We start from the raw sequence: 15457 nt of genomic DNA on the forward strand, positions 1-15457 counted from the left end.
GAGCGGGGCGGCGCCCGTGTCGGCGCGTCGGCGTCGGCCCTGCTCTCGTGGCATCACCCGTCCAGGTGGTGCACGGTCACGTCGCCGCGTACGGCTCCGCCGCCGATGAGGCCCGCACCGTCCACGGCGCCGACGGAGCCGACGGAGCTGATGGAGCCGACAGAGGTGACGGAGCCGACGAAAGCCCCCGCCCGAGGGGCGGCGCTCAGCCTCCTTCGGAGTCCTGGCGCACGGTGGCCGCGATGCGGGTGAGCGCGGCCCCCAGGTGGCGGCGCTGCGCGGCGCTGAGCGGGTCGAACACGAGCCGCTTCACCTGCGCGACGTGCGCCGGTGCGCTCTCGACGAGTTTCTGCCGGCCCGCGTCGGTCAGGGCCGCCAGGGTGTACCGCCCGTCGCCGGGGTCGGGGCGGCGGACCACCCAGTCGCGGGCTTCGAAGCGGTCCATCACCTTCGACAGGCGGGGCTGGGTGCTGTCGCAGACCCGGGCCAGGTCACTGAGCCGCATCGTGGCCTCGTCGGCCATGGACAGCTGGGCCAGGACCCCGTACTCGAAGTTGGAGATGCCCGCGTCTCGCTGCAGCTGGCGGTCGAGGGCCGCCGGGAGGGCGATGACGACCGTGAGAAGCGCCTGCCACAGATCCTGCTGGTCGTCGTCGAGCCAGGGCGACTGAGTGTCCATGAGCCCCATCATACTTGCCCAGGCAACTCGCATCACTTGCCTGGGCAACTCATGATGGGCTACCTTCTGACTTGCCTCGGCAAGTGAAAACACTTTCCCTGGCAAGTGAAGGAGTTGATCTCGATGACCTCCATGAGCAGCCCGGCCACGCCCTTCCCGTCGCACACACCAGCCGCGGCCTACGACGATCTCCTTGCCCGGGTCCTGCCACAGGCGCGCGAGCATCGGCTGTGGGAGCCCACCGACGGGCCTCTGCCCAGCCTCTTCGTCAGCCACGGCGCCCCGTTCACCCTCGACGATCCGCGGTGGCTCAAAGACCTCTTCGACTGGGCCCGGTCGATGCCCAAACCCCGGGCCGTCGTCGTCATCTCGGCCCACTGGGAACGGGCACCGGTCGCGATGTCCCGGGCCGGGGCCGGCACCCCGCTCCACTACGATTTCAGCGGCTTCCACCCCCGCTACAAGACCCTTCCCTACGCGACCCCGGACGCCACCGACCTGGCACGGCGACTCACGGGCCTGCTGGGCCGGACGCCGGTGCACGAGTTCGCCGACCGCGGCCTCGACCACGGCGCCTTCATCCCGCTCATGGCCATGTATCCCGCGGCCGACGTCCCGGTCGTGCAGTTGTCGATGCCCAGCCTCGACCCCGGCGCCCTGCTCGAACTCGGGGCACGCCTGCGGCCCCTGCGCGACGAGGGCATCCTCGTTCTCGGCTCGGGCTTCATGACGCACAGCTTCGCCGTCTTCCGCCGGCCGGAACTCGCCGCCGACACCGCGGCCTTCGACGCATGGGCCGTCGACGCCCTCGCTCGGGGCGACGCCGACGCCCTCACCGACTACCGCAACAAGGCACCCGGCGCCGCGGTCGCCCATCCGACGGCCGAGCACTTCGTCCCGCTGCTGCTCACCGTCGGCGCCGCCGACGACCCCGGCAGCGCCGTGAGCGCCATCGACCGCATGGTGATGGGCAACTCGACCCGGTCGATGCAGCTGACCTGAGCGCCTCGACGCGCTTCACCTTCCCGCCTGATCGCCCCATCCGTTGGCGACGGCATCGACACACCCTGGAGAAATGCCGTGAAGGCAGTACGTTTCCACGAGTTCGGCAGCAGTGAGGTCCTGCGTTTCGAGGACGTCGACCGTCCGGTACCCGGCACCGGGCAGGTGCTGGTGCGGGTGGCGGCCACCTCGTTCAACCCGGTCGACGACCACATCCGCGCCGGTGTCATGGCCGAGATGCTCCCCATCGCTCTTCCGTACGTGCCGGGGATCGACCTGTCGGGCACCGTCGCCGGACTCGGTGCGGACGTGACCGGACCGGAGATCGGTGACCGGGTCGTGGCGATGCTGCCGCTCGACTCCGCCGGAGGCGCGGCCGAGTACGCGCTCGTCCCGGCCGGGTCCCTGGCCCCGGCGCCCCGGACCATCGAACTGGTCGACGCCGCGGCGCTGTCGCTGACCGGCCTGGCGGCCTGGCAGACGGCGTTCGAGCTAGCCGAGCTGAAGCCCGGTCAGACCGTCCTGATCAACGGGGCGGGGGGCGCGGTGGGCAGCCTCGTGGTGCAGCTCGCCGTCGACGCGGGGGCGCGCGTGACGGCGGTGGACGCGCCGCAGCACGCCGACCGCCTCAAGGGCTACGGGGCGGACCGGGTCGTCGGCCCCCTCGACCTCGCCGCGGGCCCGGCCGCCGTGGGCGGTCCGTTCCAGGTCGTGGTCAACCATGTGCGGGTCTCCCCGGAGGAGCTCGCCCAGCTGACGGACTACGTCGCCGACGGCGGGGCCGCCGCCAGCACCGCCGGCCCGATTCCCGAGGACCCCGCCCGGGGGGTGCGCAGCGCGAGCCTGTGGGTCCGCAGCGACGGAGCCCAGCTGGCCGAACTGGTCGCCAAGGTGGACGCAGGCAAACTCCGGGTCCATGTCGCCGCCCGCCGCCCGGTGGCCGAGCTGGCCGCCGTGCACGAGGACGCCGGTGCCGGGCGGCTGCTCGGCAAGACGGTCGTGCTCGCTCCCTGATCACGCCCTGACCGCACCGACCGGGCCGCCCGCCGTTCGCTCTCCCACCGGTGGGCGGCTGCCCGGAGGTTCGACAGCGGCCGCACCCACGACCCGTCGGCATCGGCGAGGCCGTGCGTGCGGCCGTGCGTCGGACTGTGCTGTGCGTCAGGCTCCGCGTCACGCCCGCGCGTGAGCCCCGGCGCCGGCGCCGGGGCTCACGCATGTCGCCCGACCGGGTGGCCCCCGGTGTGTTGCGCGACCGGGGCACTGTCGGACCCGTCCGGCATGCTGCGGAACATGACCGACGTCGACTTCTGGCGGCTCATCGAGGCCTGCGGGGCCGCCGCCCCGACCCGGAGGCGGAGCTGCTCGCAAACGTTCCCGCACCCCGCGCGGAGGCCGACTGCGGGATGCGGGGCGGCTGTTCAGGAGGCGAGCCAGTCCCGGTAACGGGTGGGGGCGATACGGGCGTCGTCGCCGTCCTTGGGGATGATCGCGTCCCCCTTCACCGCGGCGAACATCCCGGCCCGGTCGTCCGTCGTGACGGTGCGCTTGTCGCCCCGGGCCGCGAGCGTGATCCGGCCGAGCTCGTCGAGCGGGAAGACGTCGGCGCCCGCCACGTGGCGCGTACCGCCGAGGGGACTGCCCACGGCCACGTCCGCGACGGCCTGGGCGACGTCCGCCGCCGCGATGGGCCGGAGCGGGGTGGCGGGCAGGCGGACGGTCTCCTCGTCGGCCGTCCAGGACAGCACGGCGTCCATGAACTCGAAGAACTGCGTGGCACGGACGATCGAGTACGGGACGGGCCCCGCCTTGAGGATGTCCTCCTGGAGGACCTTCGCCCGGTAGTAGTCGAGCTCCGGCACCAGCTCCACCCCGACGATGGACAGGACGACGGCATGCCCGACGCCCTCCTTCGCCGCGGCTTCGAGGAGGTTGTCCATCGTCTGCCGGAAGAAGGCCGAGGAGGCGTCGTCGAAGGTGGGCGAGTTCGTCAGGTTGACGACGACGTCGGCGCCCGCCAGAGCCGACGCAAGGCCCTCCCCCGTGAGGAGGTCGACGCCCGTGGACAACGCGTGGGGTTCCGCTTCGTGCCCGCCCGCCTTCAGGACCTTCACGACCCGCGAGCCGATGAGCCCGGTTCCGCCGATCACTGCGATCTTCATGTCGTACCTTCCGCTGCACTGCAGGAGGATTCCAGGAGACATCATGCATATGTCGGAATTATCCCGACCACATGACACCCTACCCCTAAACTCGGACAAGTTCTATCCGAGATACTACTCGGACAAACTTTGACCGGGTAGAAGGGGGGTGACTACTGTGAAGTGGTGAAGATGTCAGGTGGAGTCGAATGGGCGTTGCACTGCTGCGTCGTGCTCACGACCAGCAGTGACGCGGTCCCCGCCGCCCGGCTGGCCGAACTGCACGAGGTCTCGGGCAGCTACCTCGCCAAGCAGCTCCAGGCCCTCTCCCGGGCCGGTCTGGTGCACTCCACGCAGGGGAAATCAGGCGGCTACGCCCTGACCCGGGATCCGGAGACGATCACCGTGCTGGACGTCGTCCACGCCGTCGACGGAGCCGGACCCGCCTTCGTCTGTACGGAGATCCGGCAGCGGGGGCCCCTCGCGACCCCGGCCTCCGCCTGCACGACCCCGTGCGCGATCGCCCGGGCCATGGGCGCCGCCGAGGCCGCGTGGCGCGACGCGCTGGCGGCGATCACGATCGCGGATCTCGCCCGCGACGTCGACTCCGACTACGGCCCCCGGGCGATGACGGGCATCCGCACCTGGCTCACGGCCCAGGACGGCTGAAACCGTCCGTCCGGAGGGGGCCCTTCCCGTCCGGACGTTTGTCCGTCCGTCCGGAGGGAACGTCCGTCCCGTCCGGAGAGGGGACCCGCCCCGCCGTCCGGCCGGGGGAATCCGCGCCCCGGCCGGAAACCGGGTCTACAAGGAAGCCGACGGCGGGGCTGCCGCCGCGCCCAGCGGCAGGAGCTCCGGGCGCTTCGCCATGCGGCCGTCACCGGAGGACGTGCCGCGCAGTCGGCGGCCGAGCCACGGCCCGAGGAATCCGGCCGCCCAGCGCACCTCGGCGCCCGCCGCCGCCAGACCCCTCGGGTGCGCCTGGGCCGGCAGGGGCAGCGTCCACGACTCGTCGCTGCCCGGCAGCTGGAGGGCGTACGCGGCGGCGGCGGCGATCCGGGTGTGGCCCAGGGAGCTGGCGTGGAGGCGGTCCTCGCTCCACAGGCGCGGGTCGGTGGCGACGGCCAGCGGGGCGAAGTCGGCGACCGTGACGCCGTGCCGGGCTGCGGCGGCCCGGATGCGGGCGTTGATGTCGAACACGCGGGAGCGGACCGGCCGGGCGATCGGCGCGATCTTCGCGACGTCGGGGAAGGTCAGCGTGACCACATGGGCACCGGCCGCCGTCAGCGCGGCGAACATCTCCTCCAGGTGTCCGGCCACCTCCTCCGCGTCGAACTTCGGCCGGAGCAGGTCGTTGACCCCGGCGACGACGGACGCCAGGTCGGGGCGCATGGCCAGTGCGGGAGCGAGCTGCTCCGCGCGGACCTGGGCGGCGACCCGTCCGCGTACCGCCAGATTGGCGTACCGGACACCGGGGTTGACCGCGCCCAGGTGTTCGGCGAACCGGTCGGCCCAGCCGCGCAGGCCAACGGTGTCGTCCCCGTCACCGACGCCCTCGGTCTGGCTGTCCCCCAGGGCGACGTAGCGCAGGTACTCACCGTTCGGCATGACTGGTCTGCCTCTCTCTCAGTACGGCCGCGATCCGCAGGCACCACGCCCGGTGCTCCCGCTCGAAGGACAGGCCGCGCAGGCAGGTCAGATACGGGCCGATGCGCTCGCCGCTCCGCAGGAACTCGTCCTCGTCCGCGTCGCCGCGCAGCCGGAGCAGCAGTTTGTCGAGCATCTCGATCTTGGCGTCGGCGGCGGCGGCCCGCTCCTCCAGCTGCCCGATCACCGATGCCGTGCCGATGCGGTCGGCGGCCTGCACCTTGACCAGCAGGTCGTCACGGATGAACGAGGGCCTCGACACGTCGGCGGCGAACCGCTCCAGCTCGGCCTGACCGGCGTCGGTGACCCGGAAGAGGCGTTTGTTGGGCCGGGATTCCTGGATCACCTGCCGGCCGACGACCAGCCCTTCCTTCTCCAGCTTGGCCAGCTCGGTGTAGAGCTGCTGAGGCACGGCGTGCCAGAAGTTCGCCACGCCGATGTCGAACGCCTTCGCCAACTGGTATCCGCTGTACTCGCCGTCAAGCAGCGCCGCCAGCACGGCATGCCGCAGGGCCATCGCCGTACCCCTTTCGCTCTCCGTGTCCGTCACCCGGTCCCATCCTACTCAAGAATATGCCTAGTCATATGCTTGAGTACCGAGAATCGGTGTCCATGGTGATGATGACGGCATGAGAAACCGCTCGATTCCCGTAGAGGCACTGATCGTCGTGGACGTCCAGGCGGCATCCGTCACCGGCGACGGTTCACTGCCCGGGGCCGCCCGGCTGCTGGACCGGACGGCGGACCTGATCGCCCGGGCACGTGAGGGCGGGGCGGTCCTCGTCCACATCCAGAACGACGGTCCCGCCGGTGCGGGCGACGCGCCGCACACGCCCGGCTGGGAGCTCCACCACCCCGTCCGACCGGGCCCCACGGAGGCCGTGATCCGCAAGACGCACGACGACAGCTTCGAAAACACCTCGCTGGGCGGCCTGTTGACCGGCGCCGGCGTACGGTCGCTCGCGGTCTGCGGCCTGATGTCGGAGATGTGCGTCCAGGCCACGGCCCGTACGGCACTGGCCCTCGGATACCGCGTCGTCCTGCCGTACGACGCCCACGCGACGCACGACATACCGGCGGAGCCCGGTATCAGCGAGGCGGTCCCGGCCGCCGTGGTCTCCCGGGTCGCCGCGTGGCCGCTCAGCAGGGACGCCGACGTCACCGCCCGGGCCGCCGACGTCACGTTCACGGCCCCGGCCGCCGCCCAGGGGTGAGGGCCGGGGACTACGCCACGCCCGCCGCCAGCGGGGACCGGGGCGCACGGCCCAGGAGTTCACGCAGGTCGCCCCCGGTCCGGGCCATGAATCCGGCGGCGATCGCGGAGTAGGTGCCGGTCAGCATCGGCACCTGGAACGCCTCCGCGCCGGAGGCGGCAAGGTGTGCGCGGGCCTGCGCGAGCGTGCCCGGTTCATAGGTGACGTGCGGGCCGTGCGCCCTCGCGAGGTCGGCACCGCCCACCGTCTCCTCGCCCACGAGTTCGTAGACACGACCCACGTGGGCGGGCGTCTCCAGCACCACGCGGACCGCCGCCTCGGCCAGGTCGGCGCGTGCGACGGCGGCGAGCCGGCCCTCCCCGAGCGGGGCGGTGATCCTGCCGTCCGCGGACGGGGCCGCGAGTGCCGCCAGCAGTTCCGCGTAGAGACCGTTGCGCAGAACGGTCCAGCTCAGCCCGCTCGCGCGGAGCCGCCGCTCGGTCCAGCGGTGCGGCAGCGCGTACGGGAGGTGATCGCCGTCGGCGGTCAGGCTGGTGTACACGATGTGGCGCACGCCGGCGGCGCGGGCCGCGTCGATCGCGGCTCCGTGCCGGGCCGTGACGGCATCGTCCTCGCCGTAGCCCGCCGAGATCATCAGCAGCACGTCCACGTCGGCGAAGCCCTCCGCGAGGGAATCCGGATCGTCGAAGTCGATGCGGCGTACGGGTGAAGAGGCGGCGAGCCGCCCCGGATCGCGAGTGCCGAGGACGACGTCGTCGCGGCCGGCCAGGTGCTCGGCGACCAGTGTGCCCAGAGCGCCCGTGGCGCCGGTGACCAGGATCATCAGGATCTCCCCGTTCAGGTAGGTTCTTTTCGGTAACCAGTACCATCCTGCGGATTTCGGCCCGCGCCCGTAAGGAGGCACTTCCATGTCGGTGGGGCACACGGAGGTAACCGGTGAGACCGGGAACGAACCGGTCGTGACGTGCGGCGACGAGCACGAGGACTGCGGGATCCGTGATGTGCTCGACCGGATCGGCGACAAGTGGTCGGTCCTGGTCGTGGTCCAACTCGCCGCGGGTGTCCACCGCTTCCGTCAGCTGCAGCGCGCGATTCCCGGCATCTCCCAGCGGATGCTGACCCTCACCGTGCGCCGGCTGGAGCGGGACGGGCTGGTGACCCGGACCGTGTACCCGACGGTGCCCCCACAGGTCGAGTACGAACTCACCGCGATGGGTCACAGCCTGACGTACCTGGTCAAGGCCCTCGCCGACTGGTCGGCGGAGCACCGCGACCCGATCGCCCACGCACGCCGCGCATGGGACGCCACGCACCCCGACGCCGGAATCCACTGATCGAGGGCGATCCGGCTGTTCCGGCAGGAGCCGCTCCCGCGCGGCCTCGACCACAACCGGACCGGTCCCCGTACGGCTTGCTACCGGGCGGGGACCGGGGGCCGCTCGAGTACCGTTCCCGTGCCGTTCCCCGCGGGGAACGGCACGGGCCGCCGGATCAGGCGTAGTAGTTCACGCTGACCGGCCTGGTTCCGGTGTACGGCGTCCAGCCCTGGATGGTGGCGGGCAGGCCCACGCGGTTGTTGCAGTTGATCACCTGGAAGTGCAGGTGCGGGCCCGTGGAGGCACCCGTGCTGCCCGAGTAACCGACGATCCGGCCCTGCGGGACCCAGTCACCCGGTTCGTAGAACGACCGGTTCAGGTGGGCGTAGTGGGTGCACTGGCCGTTCGAGTGCCTGATGATCACCTCGATGCCGTTCTGCCAGTACGGCGACCAGTTCGAGATGACGATGGTGCCCGCCTGTGCGGCGGACACCTCGTAGTTGGCGGGAAGCCCGAAGTCCCAGGCGTACTCGTTGTACGGGCCCGTGTGCGAGTACGTGCCCTCCGGCCCCTGGGTGACCGTGTAGGCCTCCCCCGCCGGGTAGGGCAGCTCGTAGTAGTAGTCCACGGCGGCGGCCGGGGTCGCCCCCGTCATCGTGATGCCCACCGCCGTCAGCAGCGCACTCGCCGCAACGGCCGTGCGGCGAAGGGCCGTTCTCACTCCGCTCATGTGCGTCTCCGTTCGTGTTCCACGAGAACCGGACTCCGCGTCCCTGCCGGGGGCGGAGAGGAGGCAAGGATTGGCCCGGCCGACCCGTCGCACAAGGCCTGGGAGAATATCCGGCAAGAACCTGTAAGAACCTTCAAGGGCCCCTGATTGGTCTCGACCACTGACCCGCCCCACGCGCCGCCCGCCCGCATTGGCGCAGGCCAACGGCGCCGTGACCGGAATCGGAAGGCAAAAGTCCAGGTGAGCGGCGCCCGCCGTCGGTCACCCGCGCACGGCGTCCGGCCCGTTCGCCGGAAAGTGCGCCCGGGAGGTACGTCCACCCCCGTTCACCCTCGCCGGAAAGGTGGTCCGGGCAAGAGCGGAACGAGAGCACCGGGAGAGCCCGGAGAGCGGGTCACCCCTCGCGGGGCCCCGGCCCGGCCCCGGGCTCCGACTCGGCCAACCGCCGCCGTGCGTAAGCGCGTTCGGGTTCCGTGCCCGCCAGCCGCAGCGCCTCGCGATACGCCTCCGCGGCCTCCGCCCCGCGGCCGAGGCGGTGCAGCAGGTCGGCCCGGGCCGTCGCGTACGGATGGTAGGCCCGCAGCCGGGGCTCGTCGGCGAGCCCGTCGAGGAGGACCAGGCCGGCTTCCGGTCCGTCCCGCATCGCGACGGCCACCGCCCGGTTGAGGGCGACGACCGGCGACGGGTCCAGCGCCCTCAACACGTCGTACAGCGCCACGATCTGCGGCCAGTCGGTGGCGGCGACCGAATCGGCCTCGTCGTGCAGGGCGGCGATCGCGGCCTGCACCCCGTACGGCCCGGGCGGGCCGCCCGCCAGTGCGGTGACCACCAGTCGGGAGCCCTCCTCGATCATCGCGCGGTCCCAGCGGCCCCGGTCCTGGTCGTCGAGCAGCACGATCGAACCGTCGGGCCCCGTCCTGGCCTCGCGCCGGGCGTGGACCAGCAGCATCAGGGCGAGCAGCCCGGCCGTCTCCCGTTCGGCGGGCAGCAGTGCCCGCAGGATCCGGGCCAGCCGGATGGCCTCCTCCGCCGGTCCGGTCCGCCGCAGGTCGGGGCCCGAACTGGCCGCGTACCCCTCGGTGAAGATCGAGTAGAGGACCTGGAGGACCCCCGGCAGGCGGTCCGGCAGCTCGTCGGCGCCGGGGACGCGGAACGGGATACGGGCCTCGCGGATCTTTTTCTTGGCCCGCACGATCCGCTGCGCCATCGTCGCGGGCGGGACGAGGAAGGCCCGCGCGACCTCGGGGGTCGTCAGACCGGCGAGGCAGCGCAGGGTGAGCGCGCCACGGTCCTCGGGACCGAGCGCCGGATGGGCGCAGGTGAAGAAGAGCTGCAGCCGCTCGTCGGGCAGGCCGCCGTCCGCGTCGGCGGGCGGGACCGGGCCGGCCCGGTCCGCCTCGATCTGGAGGACGGCCAGCCGGGCGGCGTACGCCTGGTCGCGCCGCAGCCGGTCGACGGCCTTGCGCCGGGCCGTCGTCAGCAGCCAGGCACCCGGCCTGGCCGGTACGCCGTCGGCCGGCCAGTGCACCAGGGCCGCCTCGATGGCCTCGGAGGTGACCTCCTCGGCCAGGTCGAGATCGCCGTAACGGCGGACGAGGGAGGCCAGCAGCCGGCCGCGTTCCTCCCGGAAGACCGCGGCGACGGACGACGCGGCCAACGTCTGCCCTCCGGCCCCGGCGGTTCCCTCGTCCATCACCGTCAGGCCCCGAAGTCGGCGACCGGGCGCACCACGACCGACCCGCTGCCCCGCGCGCCCGGACACCGGGCCGCCCAGTCGAGGGCGGCGTCGAGGTCCGGCACGTCGATGACGAGGAAGCCGCCCAGGACCTCACGGGTCTCGGCGAACGGCCCGTCCGTGACGGTCCGGTCCCCCGTGGGCCCGACGCGGACCGTCGTGGCGGTGACCAGGTCGGCGAGCGACTCCCCGGAGACCAGGATCCCGGCGTCCTTGACCTCCTTGTCGTAGCTCATCCAGTCCTCGACCGTGCACTCGGCGGCGCCACCGTTCTCGTCGGTCGCACCGCTGTGGATCAACAGCATGTACTTCATGGTCCGGCTCCTGTCTGCTTCTGACGTCTCCCGTACACGTTTCCCGCGTACACCATGACGACGTACGGGCCACGCCCGGATCGACACGCCCTCGGAAGATTCTTCGTCCCGCTTCTCCGCACGGCCGGCTGGGAGGCTTCCGTCATGGCCACTCTGCCCCGGATCGCCCCGATGCTCGCGACTCCCGGTCCTCTGCCGCCCGCGGCCACCGACGACCGCTGGGCGTTCGAGGTGAAGCAGGACGGCCAGCGGGCCATGGCCTATCTGCCGGGCGACGGCTCGGTGGAACTGCGGGCGCGGTCGGGGACGGACATCACGGCGGCCTACCCGGAGCTCGCGGGGCTCGGGGCCGCGCTCGGCGGTGTACCGGCCGTGCTGGACGGCGAGATCGTCGCGCTGGACAGCCAGGGGCGCAGCGACTTCGAGCGGCTGCAGTCACGGATGGGCCTGTCCGGGTCCCCGGTGAAGGCCGCGCGCATGGCGGAGCGGGTCCCCGCCCACCTCGTCCTGTTCGACGCCGTGTTCCTGCGCGGCAGGGACCTCGTACCGCTGCCGTACACGGAGCGGCGTGCCGCGCTGGAGGCGCTCGGGCTGGCCGGATCCCACTGGTCGACGCCCGCCGTCGTCGTCGGGCACGGCGCGCAGGCCCTGGACATGACCCGGGAGGCCGGGCTGGAGGGCGTGATCGCGAAGCGGCTGACCTCCGTGTACGAGCCGGGGGTCCGTTCCCGCACCTGGGTCAAGATTCGCCATGTCCGCACCATGGACGTGATCGTCGGCGGCTGGGTGCCGGGCCGCGGCCGGCTGGGCGGTCTGCCGGGGGCGCTGCTGGTCGGGGAGCGGCACGAGGGCGGCCTCCGGTACGCGGGCAGTGTCGGGACGGGGTGGAGCGACGCGGAACGGACCAGGCTCGCCGGGCTGCTCTCCGTCGCCGCGATCGACACGTGCCCCTTCGACGAGGTGCCCCCGGTCGTCGGCGCGCGGTGGGTGCTGCCCAGGCTGGTGGGCGAGGTGCGGTACGCGACCCGGACCAGGGCGGGAAGACTGCGTCAGCCCTCCTGGCACCGCCTCCGCCCCGACCTCGCACCGGACGACCTGCGGTGACGGGGACGGCGAAGCGGTTCCGCGTACCGACTCGGGGTCAGGAGGCCGTCCGCTTCCTCGTGGCCGTCTTCTTCGCCGCCTTCCCACCGGTGCTCGCCTTCGCCGTCCTCCCCGCAGCCTGCTTCCCGGTGGCTGTCTTCCTGGCGGCCGTCTTCCTGGCGGCCGTCTTCCTGGCGGTCGTCTTTCCGGCGGCCGTCTTCTTCGCGGTCCTCTTGCGCGTGCCGGGCCTCATCTCGTGCACCGTCGCGTGCTCGTCCTCCGCCTGCTCGTTCTCCGCCTGCTCGCCCCGCGTCTCGCGCGCCGCCTTCACCGAGGCGTTGAGCGCGGCCATGAGGTCCATGACCTTGCCCGTCTCCTCCTCCTCGCCCTCGCGCGGCTCCGGCAGCTCCTTGCCCTCGGACTTGGCCGCGATCAGCTCCTCCAGGGCCTCCCGATAGCGGTCCCGGAAGCCGGAGATGTCGTCGAGGGCCATGGTGTCGGTGAGCTGGACCGCCCGCTCGATCTCGTCCTCGTCCAGCTCGACGTCCCCTGGGGCCAGGGACTGCGGGCTGCGGATCTCGTCAGGCCACCGCATGGCGTGCAGCACGATCGCGTCGTCCCGCACCCGCAGCAGACCGAGCCGCTCCCGGTTGTGCCAGGCGAACTTCGCGACGGCGACCTTGTCGCTGCGCTCCAGCGCCTTGCGCAGCAGGGTGTACGGCTTCGCCGCGACCTGGCCGTCGACAGCGAGGTAGTAGCTGTCGCTGATCCGGACGGGATCGACCGTGTCCGCGTCGACGAACGCGACGATCTCGATGGCCTTCGCCGTCGGCAGCGGCATCCGGTCGAGTTCCTCGTCCGTGACGGGCACCGTCCGGTCCTTGCCGATCTCGTACCCCTTGCCGATCTCGTCCTGCGAGAGCTCCTCGCCGTCGATCTCGCAGACCTTGCGGGTACGGATCCGGCCCATGTCCTCCAGGTGGTACCGGTGGAAGGAGATCGAGTGGTTCTCGGTGGCGGACACCACCTTGATCGGGATGGTGACCAGTCCGAAGCTGATCGCTCCGGTCCACAGGGGCCGCGGCATCCAGTACCTCCAGACCCCCCTGGTGGCTGGGCCGGGAGGTGGACCGGGGCGCCCGGAAGGGAGAACCGACCCGAGAGGGTCAAGGCGCGGCCGGGCCACCGCCCGTAATTCCGATCCTCGCGCCGGGAGCCCGGTCCCGCATGTGGATCACGGACGGGAGCCTCCCACACGCCCCCGTCAGACCCGCGGCAGATCCAGCTCCCCCACGACCTGGTCCCCGCTCATCTCCCCCGTCCTGCGGAAACCCAGCCGCAGGTAGAAGTCCTCGGGCCCGTGCTCCGCCGCCGGCCAGGTCACCGTCGCGCGCCGCCCGCCGCGCCGCAGGATCTCCTCGCACACGCCGTCCACCGCGAAGCGCCCGTATCCCCTGCCCTGTTCACCGGCGGCGACGGCCGGCCGCCAGAGTCCGGAGCGCGGCCGGTCGTGCGGGCTCGCCGGGTCGAACCGCACGTCGAGGAAGGCCATCACGAAGCCCACCGGCCGGTCGTCGTCGAAGACCAGCCGCGGCCAGGCCGTCCCGGGCCGGACGTACGCCTCGGCCGGCGACCGCGCGAGGGGGGAGACGAACCGCTCCTGCTCAGGGGCGACCGCCAGGCGGCACGCGTCGAGCACGTTGTCGGGAGTGAGCTTCTCCAGACGGAGCGAAGCCGTTGCCGATGTCATCCGGGCACCGAACGGGCGCCTGGCGGGGCATGGCCACCGAGTACCTCCGGCGGAGCGTCCCCGGCCCCGCCGCGCCGAGCTGCTATTTTCACAGCTGATCGGAACAGGCTATAACTGAGCAACTTCGAGCACCATCCGCCAGGATTCATGCATCTGCGAAGGAAGCCATGCCGCTCATATCCACCGGGGACATCGCACACGCCGCCCGTACGCGATCGACGGGCCTCGGGGCCTTCAACGTCGTGCAGATCGAACACGCGCAGGCCATCGTCAGCGGGGCGGAGGCGGCCGGGCTACCGGTGATCCTGCAGATCAGCGAGAACACCGCCCGCTACCACGGCTCCCTCGAACCGATCGGGCTCGCCTCGCTCGCCCTCGCACGCAAGGCCCGCGTTCCGGTGGCCGTCCATCTCGACCACGCCGAGTCGGCCGGCCTGGTGCACGAGGCCGTCGGGCTCGGCTTCACGTCCGTCATGTTCGACGCGTCCACGCTCCCGTACGACGACAACGTCTCCGCGACCCGTGCCGTCACGGAGTACTGCCACCGCCGGGACGTCTGGGTGGAGGCGGAACTGGGCGAGGTCGGCGGCAAGGACGGGGCGCACGCGCCCGGCGTGCGGACCGATCCCGAGGAGGCCCGCGCGTTCGTCGGCGCCACCGCCGTCGACGCCCTCGCCGTCGCCGTCGGCAGCTCGCACGCGATGCTCACCCGGGACGCCGTCCTCGACTTCGCCCTCATCTCCCGGCTGCGCGACGCGGTGGGCGTGCCGCTGGTCCTGCACGGCTCGTCCGGCGTCGGGGACTCCGGGCTGGCCAGGGCCATCGGCGCGGGCATGACGAAGGTGAACATCTCCACCCACCTGAACAAGCTGTTCACCCGGACCGTCCGCGCCTACCTGGACGCCCACACAAAGACGGCCGACCCCCGCACGTACCTCGGCCCGGCCCGCGACGCCGTCGCCGTCGAGGTGACACGCCTGCTGGGGGTGCTGTCCCGGCCCTCGCGATAAGGTTCGGCGGCGAACGAGGAGGTAGGGCGAACAAGGAGGAAAAGGTGGCGGCACACACACGCTGGACCCGGTTGCTGGAGATCCTCGGCGACCAGGGGCACCTCGACGTGCTCGACGCGGCCGAACAGCTGGGCTGCTCCGCCGCCACCGTCCGGCGTGACCTGGACGAGCTCGCCCGGCAGAACCTCCTGACCCGCACCCGTGGCGGCGCCGTGGTGAGCACCGTCGCCTACGACCTGCCGCTGCGCTACAAGGCGGCCCGCAAGGCCGACGAGAAGCAGCGCATCGCCAAGGCCGCGGCCGAACTGATCCCCTCGGGCTCCACCGTGGGCATCAACGGGGGTACGACGACCTCCGAGGTGGCCAGGGAACTGGCCGTACGGCCGGAACCTTCGGGCGTAGGCGGAGGCATCGCGCTGACCGTCGTGACCAACGCGATCAACATCGCCAACGAGCTCGCCGTCCGCCCCCAGGTGAAGATCGTCGTCACCGGCGGAGTGGCCCGGCCGAACTCGTACGAACTCGTCGGCCCCCTCGTCGACACCGTCCTGCGGACCCTCGCGCTGGACTACACGATCCTCGGCGTGGACGCCGTGCACCCCCGCTTCGGCGCCGCCACCCACGACGAGTCGGAGGCCGGTGCCAACCGGGCGCTCGCCGAGTGTGCCGGCACCGTGATCGTGGTGGCCGACTCGTCCAAGCTGGGCCGCCGGGCCTTCGCCCAGGTGTGCGAGACGGACGCCGTGTCGATCCTGGTCACGGACAAGGGCGCCCCCGAGGACATCGTCGAGGAGTTCACCGCCCTCGGGATCGACGTACTGCGCGTCTGACGACGC

The 15457-nt window shown here is 72.1% G+C and carries 18 protein-coding genes; 8 read left to right on the forward strand and 10 right to left on the reverse strand.

The window, feature by feature from the left end:
* Positions 1 to 205 precede the first annotated feature (205 nt).
* Positions 206 to 679 carry a MarR family winged helix-turn-helix transcriptional regulator gene (locus ACFWVP_RS21570; RefSeq protein WP_384498840.1) on the reverse strand — a complete coding sequence of 158 codons (474 nt, stop codon included), beginning with the start codon at positions 677 to 679 and terminating at the stop codon, positions 206 to 208.
* Positions 680 to 802: 123 nt separating this feature from the next.
* On the opposite strand from ACFWVP_RS21570, the gene ACFWVP_RS21575 reads away from it, so the two are divergent.
* Both ACFWVP_RS21575 and ACFWVP_RS21580 read left to right on the forward strand, forming a co-directional pair.
* Positions 803 to 1681 carry a DODA-type extradiol aromatic ring-opening family dioxygenase gene (locus ACFWVP_RS21575; RefSeq protein WP_384498842.1) on the forward strand — a complete coding sequence of 293 codons (879 nt, stop codon included), beginning with the start codon at positions 803 to 805 and terminating at the stop codon, positions 1679 to 1681.
* 78 nt (positions 1682 to 1759) lie between these two features.
* Positions 1760 to 2695, forward strand: coding sequence for an NADP-dependent oxidoreductase (locus ACFWVP_RS21580; RefSeq protein WP_384498844.1), 936 nt, complete (start codon positions 1760 to 1762; stop codon positions 2693 to 2695).
* Positions 2696 to 3102: 407 nt separating this feature from the next.
* On the opposite strand, the gene ACFWVP_RS21585 is transcribed toward ACFWVP_RS21580, so the two are convergent.
* Positions 3103 to 3843, reverse strand: coding sequence for an SDR family oxidoreductase (locus tag ACFWVP_RS21585; protein ID WP_384498846.1), 741 nt, complete (start codon positions 3841 to 3843; stop codon positions 3103 to 3105).
* 171 nt (positions 3844 to 4014) lie between these two features.
* On the opposite strand from ACFWVP_RS21585, the gene ACFWVP_RS21590 reads away from it, so the two are divergent.
* Positions 4015 to 4491, forward strand: a complete 477-nt coding sequence (locus tag ACFWVP_RS21590; RefSeq protein ID WP_384499024.1) for an RrF2 family transcriptional regulator — start codon at positions 4015 to 4017, stop codon at positions 4489 to 4491.
* Positions 4492 to 4626: 135 nt separating this feature from the next.
* On the opposite strand, the gene ACFWVP_RS21595 is transcribed toward ACFWVP_RS21590, so the two are convergent.
* Positions 4627 to 5430 (reverse strand): SGNH/GDSL hydrolase family protein, encoded by an 804-nt coding sequence (locus tag ACFWVP_RS21595; RefSeq protein ID WP_384498847.1) that lies wholly within the window; start codon positions 5428 to 5430, stop codon positions 4627 to 4629.
* The gene (locus ACFWVP_RS21600) at positions 5417 to 5986 is read right to left on the reverse strand and encodes a PadR family transcriptional regulator (RefSeq protein ID WP_384499025.1); all 570 of its coding nucleotides are present in this window, start codon (positions 5984 to 5986) and stop codon (positions 5417 to 5419) included. The genes ACFWVP_RS21595 and ACFWVP_RS21600 overlap by 14 nt, the downstream gene beginning before the upstream one ends.
* A gap of 112 nt (positions 5987 to 6098) precedes the next feature.
* Here ACFWVP_RS21600 and ACFWVP_RS21605 point away from each other — a divergent pair, with 112 nt between their 5' ends.
* Positions 6099 to 6683 (forward strand): cysteine hydrolase family protein, encoded by a 585-nt coding sequence (locus tag ACFWVP_RS21605; protein WP_384498849.1) that lies wholly within the window; start codon positions 6099 to 6101, stop codon positions 6681 to 6683.
* Positions 6684 to 6693: 10 nt separating this feature from the next.
* Here ACFWVP_RS21605 and ACFWVP_RS21610 read toward each other — a convergent pair whose 3' ends face one another.
* Entirely contained in the window at positions 6694 to 7506 is an 813-nt protein-coding gene (locus tag ACFWVP_RS21610; RefSeq protein WP_384498850.1) for an NAD(P)H-binding protein, read from the reverse strand.
* Positions 7507 to 7591: 85 nt separating this feature from the next.
* On the opposite strand from ACFWVP_RS21610, the gene ACFWVP_RS21615 reads away from it, so the two are divergent.
* Positions 7592 to 8017 carry a winged helix-turn-helix transcriptional regulator gene (locus ACFWVP_RS21615; protein ID WP_384498851.1) on the forward strand — a complete coding sequence of 142 codons (426 nt, stop codon included), beginning with the start codon at positions 7592 to 7594 and terminating at the stop codon, positions 8015 to 8017.
* A 157-nt stretch (positions 8018 to 8174) separates the two neighbouring features.
* On the opposite strand, the gene ACFWVP_RS21620 is transcribed toward ACFWVP_RS21615, so the two are convergent.
* The 3 genes from ACFWVP_RS21620 to ACFWVP_RS21630 form a co-directional block, all read right to left on the reverse strand.
* On the reverse strand, positions 8175 to 8729 hold the full coding sequence (locus ACFWVP_RS21620; RefSeq protein WP_384498852.1) for a peptidoglycan DD-metalloendopeptidase family protein: 555 nt from the start codon (positions 8727 to 8729) through the stop codon (positions 8175 to 8177).
* A gap of 394 nt (positions 8730 to 9123) precedes the next feature.
* Positions 9124 to 10422 (reverse strand): RNA polymerase sigma factor, encoded by a 1299-nt coding sequence (locus ACFWVP_RS21625; RefSeq protein WP_384498853.1) that lies wholly within the window; start codon positions 10420 to 10422, stop codon positions 9124 to 9126.
* 5 nt (positions 10423 to 10427) lie between these two features.
* Positions 10428 to 10778, reverse strand: a complete 351-nt coding sequence (locus ACFWVP_RS21630; protein WP_384498855.1) for a YciI family protein — start codon at positions 10776 to 10778, stop codon at positions 10428 to 10430.
* Between the two features lie 144 nt (positions 10779 to 10922).
* Between ACFWVP_RS21630 and ligD the strand changes: the two genes are divergently transcribed.
* A complete protein-coding gene (gene ligD / locus ACFWVP_RS21635) occupies positions 10923 to 11882 on the forward strand; it encodes a non-homologous end-joining DNA ligase (RefSeq protein ID WP_384498856.1) in 960 nt (319 codons plus the stop codon).
* Positions 11883 to 11919: 37 nt separating this feature from the next.
* Here ligD and ACFWVP_RS21640 read toward each other — a convergent pair whose 3' ends face one another.
* Positions 11920 to 12948 carry a Ku protein gene (locus tag ACFWVP_RS21640; protein ID WP_384498858.1) on the reverse strand — a complete coding sequence of 343 codons (1029 nt, stop codon included), beginning with the start codon at positions 12946 to 12948 and terminating at the stop codon, positions 11920 to 11922.
* Between the two features lie 177 nt (positions 12949 to 13125).
* On the reverse strand, positions 13126 to 13611 hold the full coding sequence (locus ACFWVP_RS21645) for a GNAT family N-acetyltransferase (RefSeq protein WP_384498859.1): 486 nt from the start codon (positions 13609 to 13611) through the stop codon (positions 13126 to 13128).
* Between the two features lie 167 nt (positions 13612 to 13778).
* On the opposite strand from ACFWVP_RS21645, the gene ACFWVP_RS21650 reads away from it, so the two are divergent.
* Both ACFWVP_RS21650 and ACFWVP_RS21655 read left to right on the forward strand, forming a co-directional pair.
* Complete coding sequence (locus ACFWVP_RS21650; RefSeq protein WP_384498861.1) at positions 13779 to 14621, forward strand: ketose-bisphosphate aldolase; 843 nt, start codon at positions 13779 to 13781, stop codon at positions 14619 to 14621.
* A gap of 44 nt (positions 14622 to 14665) precedes the next feature.
* Positions 14666 to 15451: a DeoR/GlpR family DNA-binding transcription regulator gene (locus ACFWVP_RS21655; protein WP_384498862.1), complete on the forward strand. Its 786-nt coding sequence runs from the start codon at positions 14666 to 14668 to the stop codon at positions 15449 to 15451.
* Positions 15452 to 15457: the final 6 nt, after the last annotated feature.

The organism is Streptomyces sp. NPDC058637 (assembly GCF_042717325.1).
Taxonomy (GTDB): Bacteria; Actinomycetota; Actinomycetes; order Streptomycetales; family Streptomycetaceae; genus Streptomyces.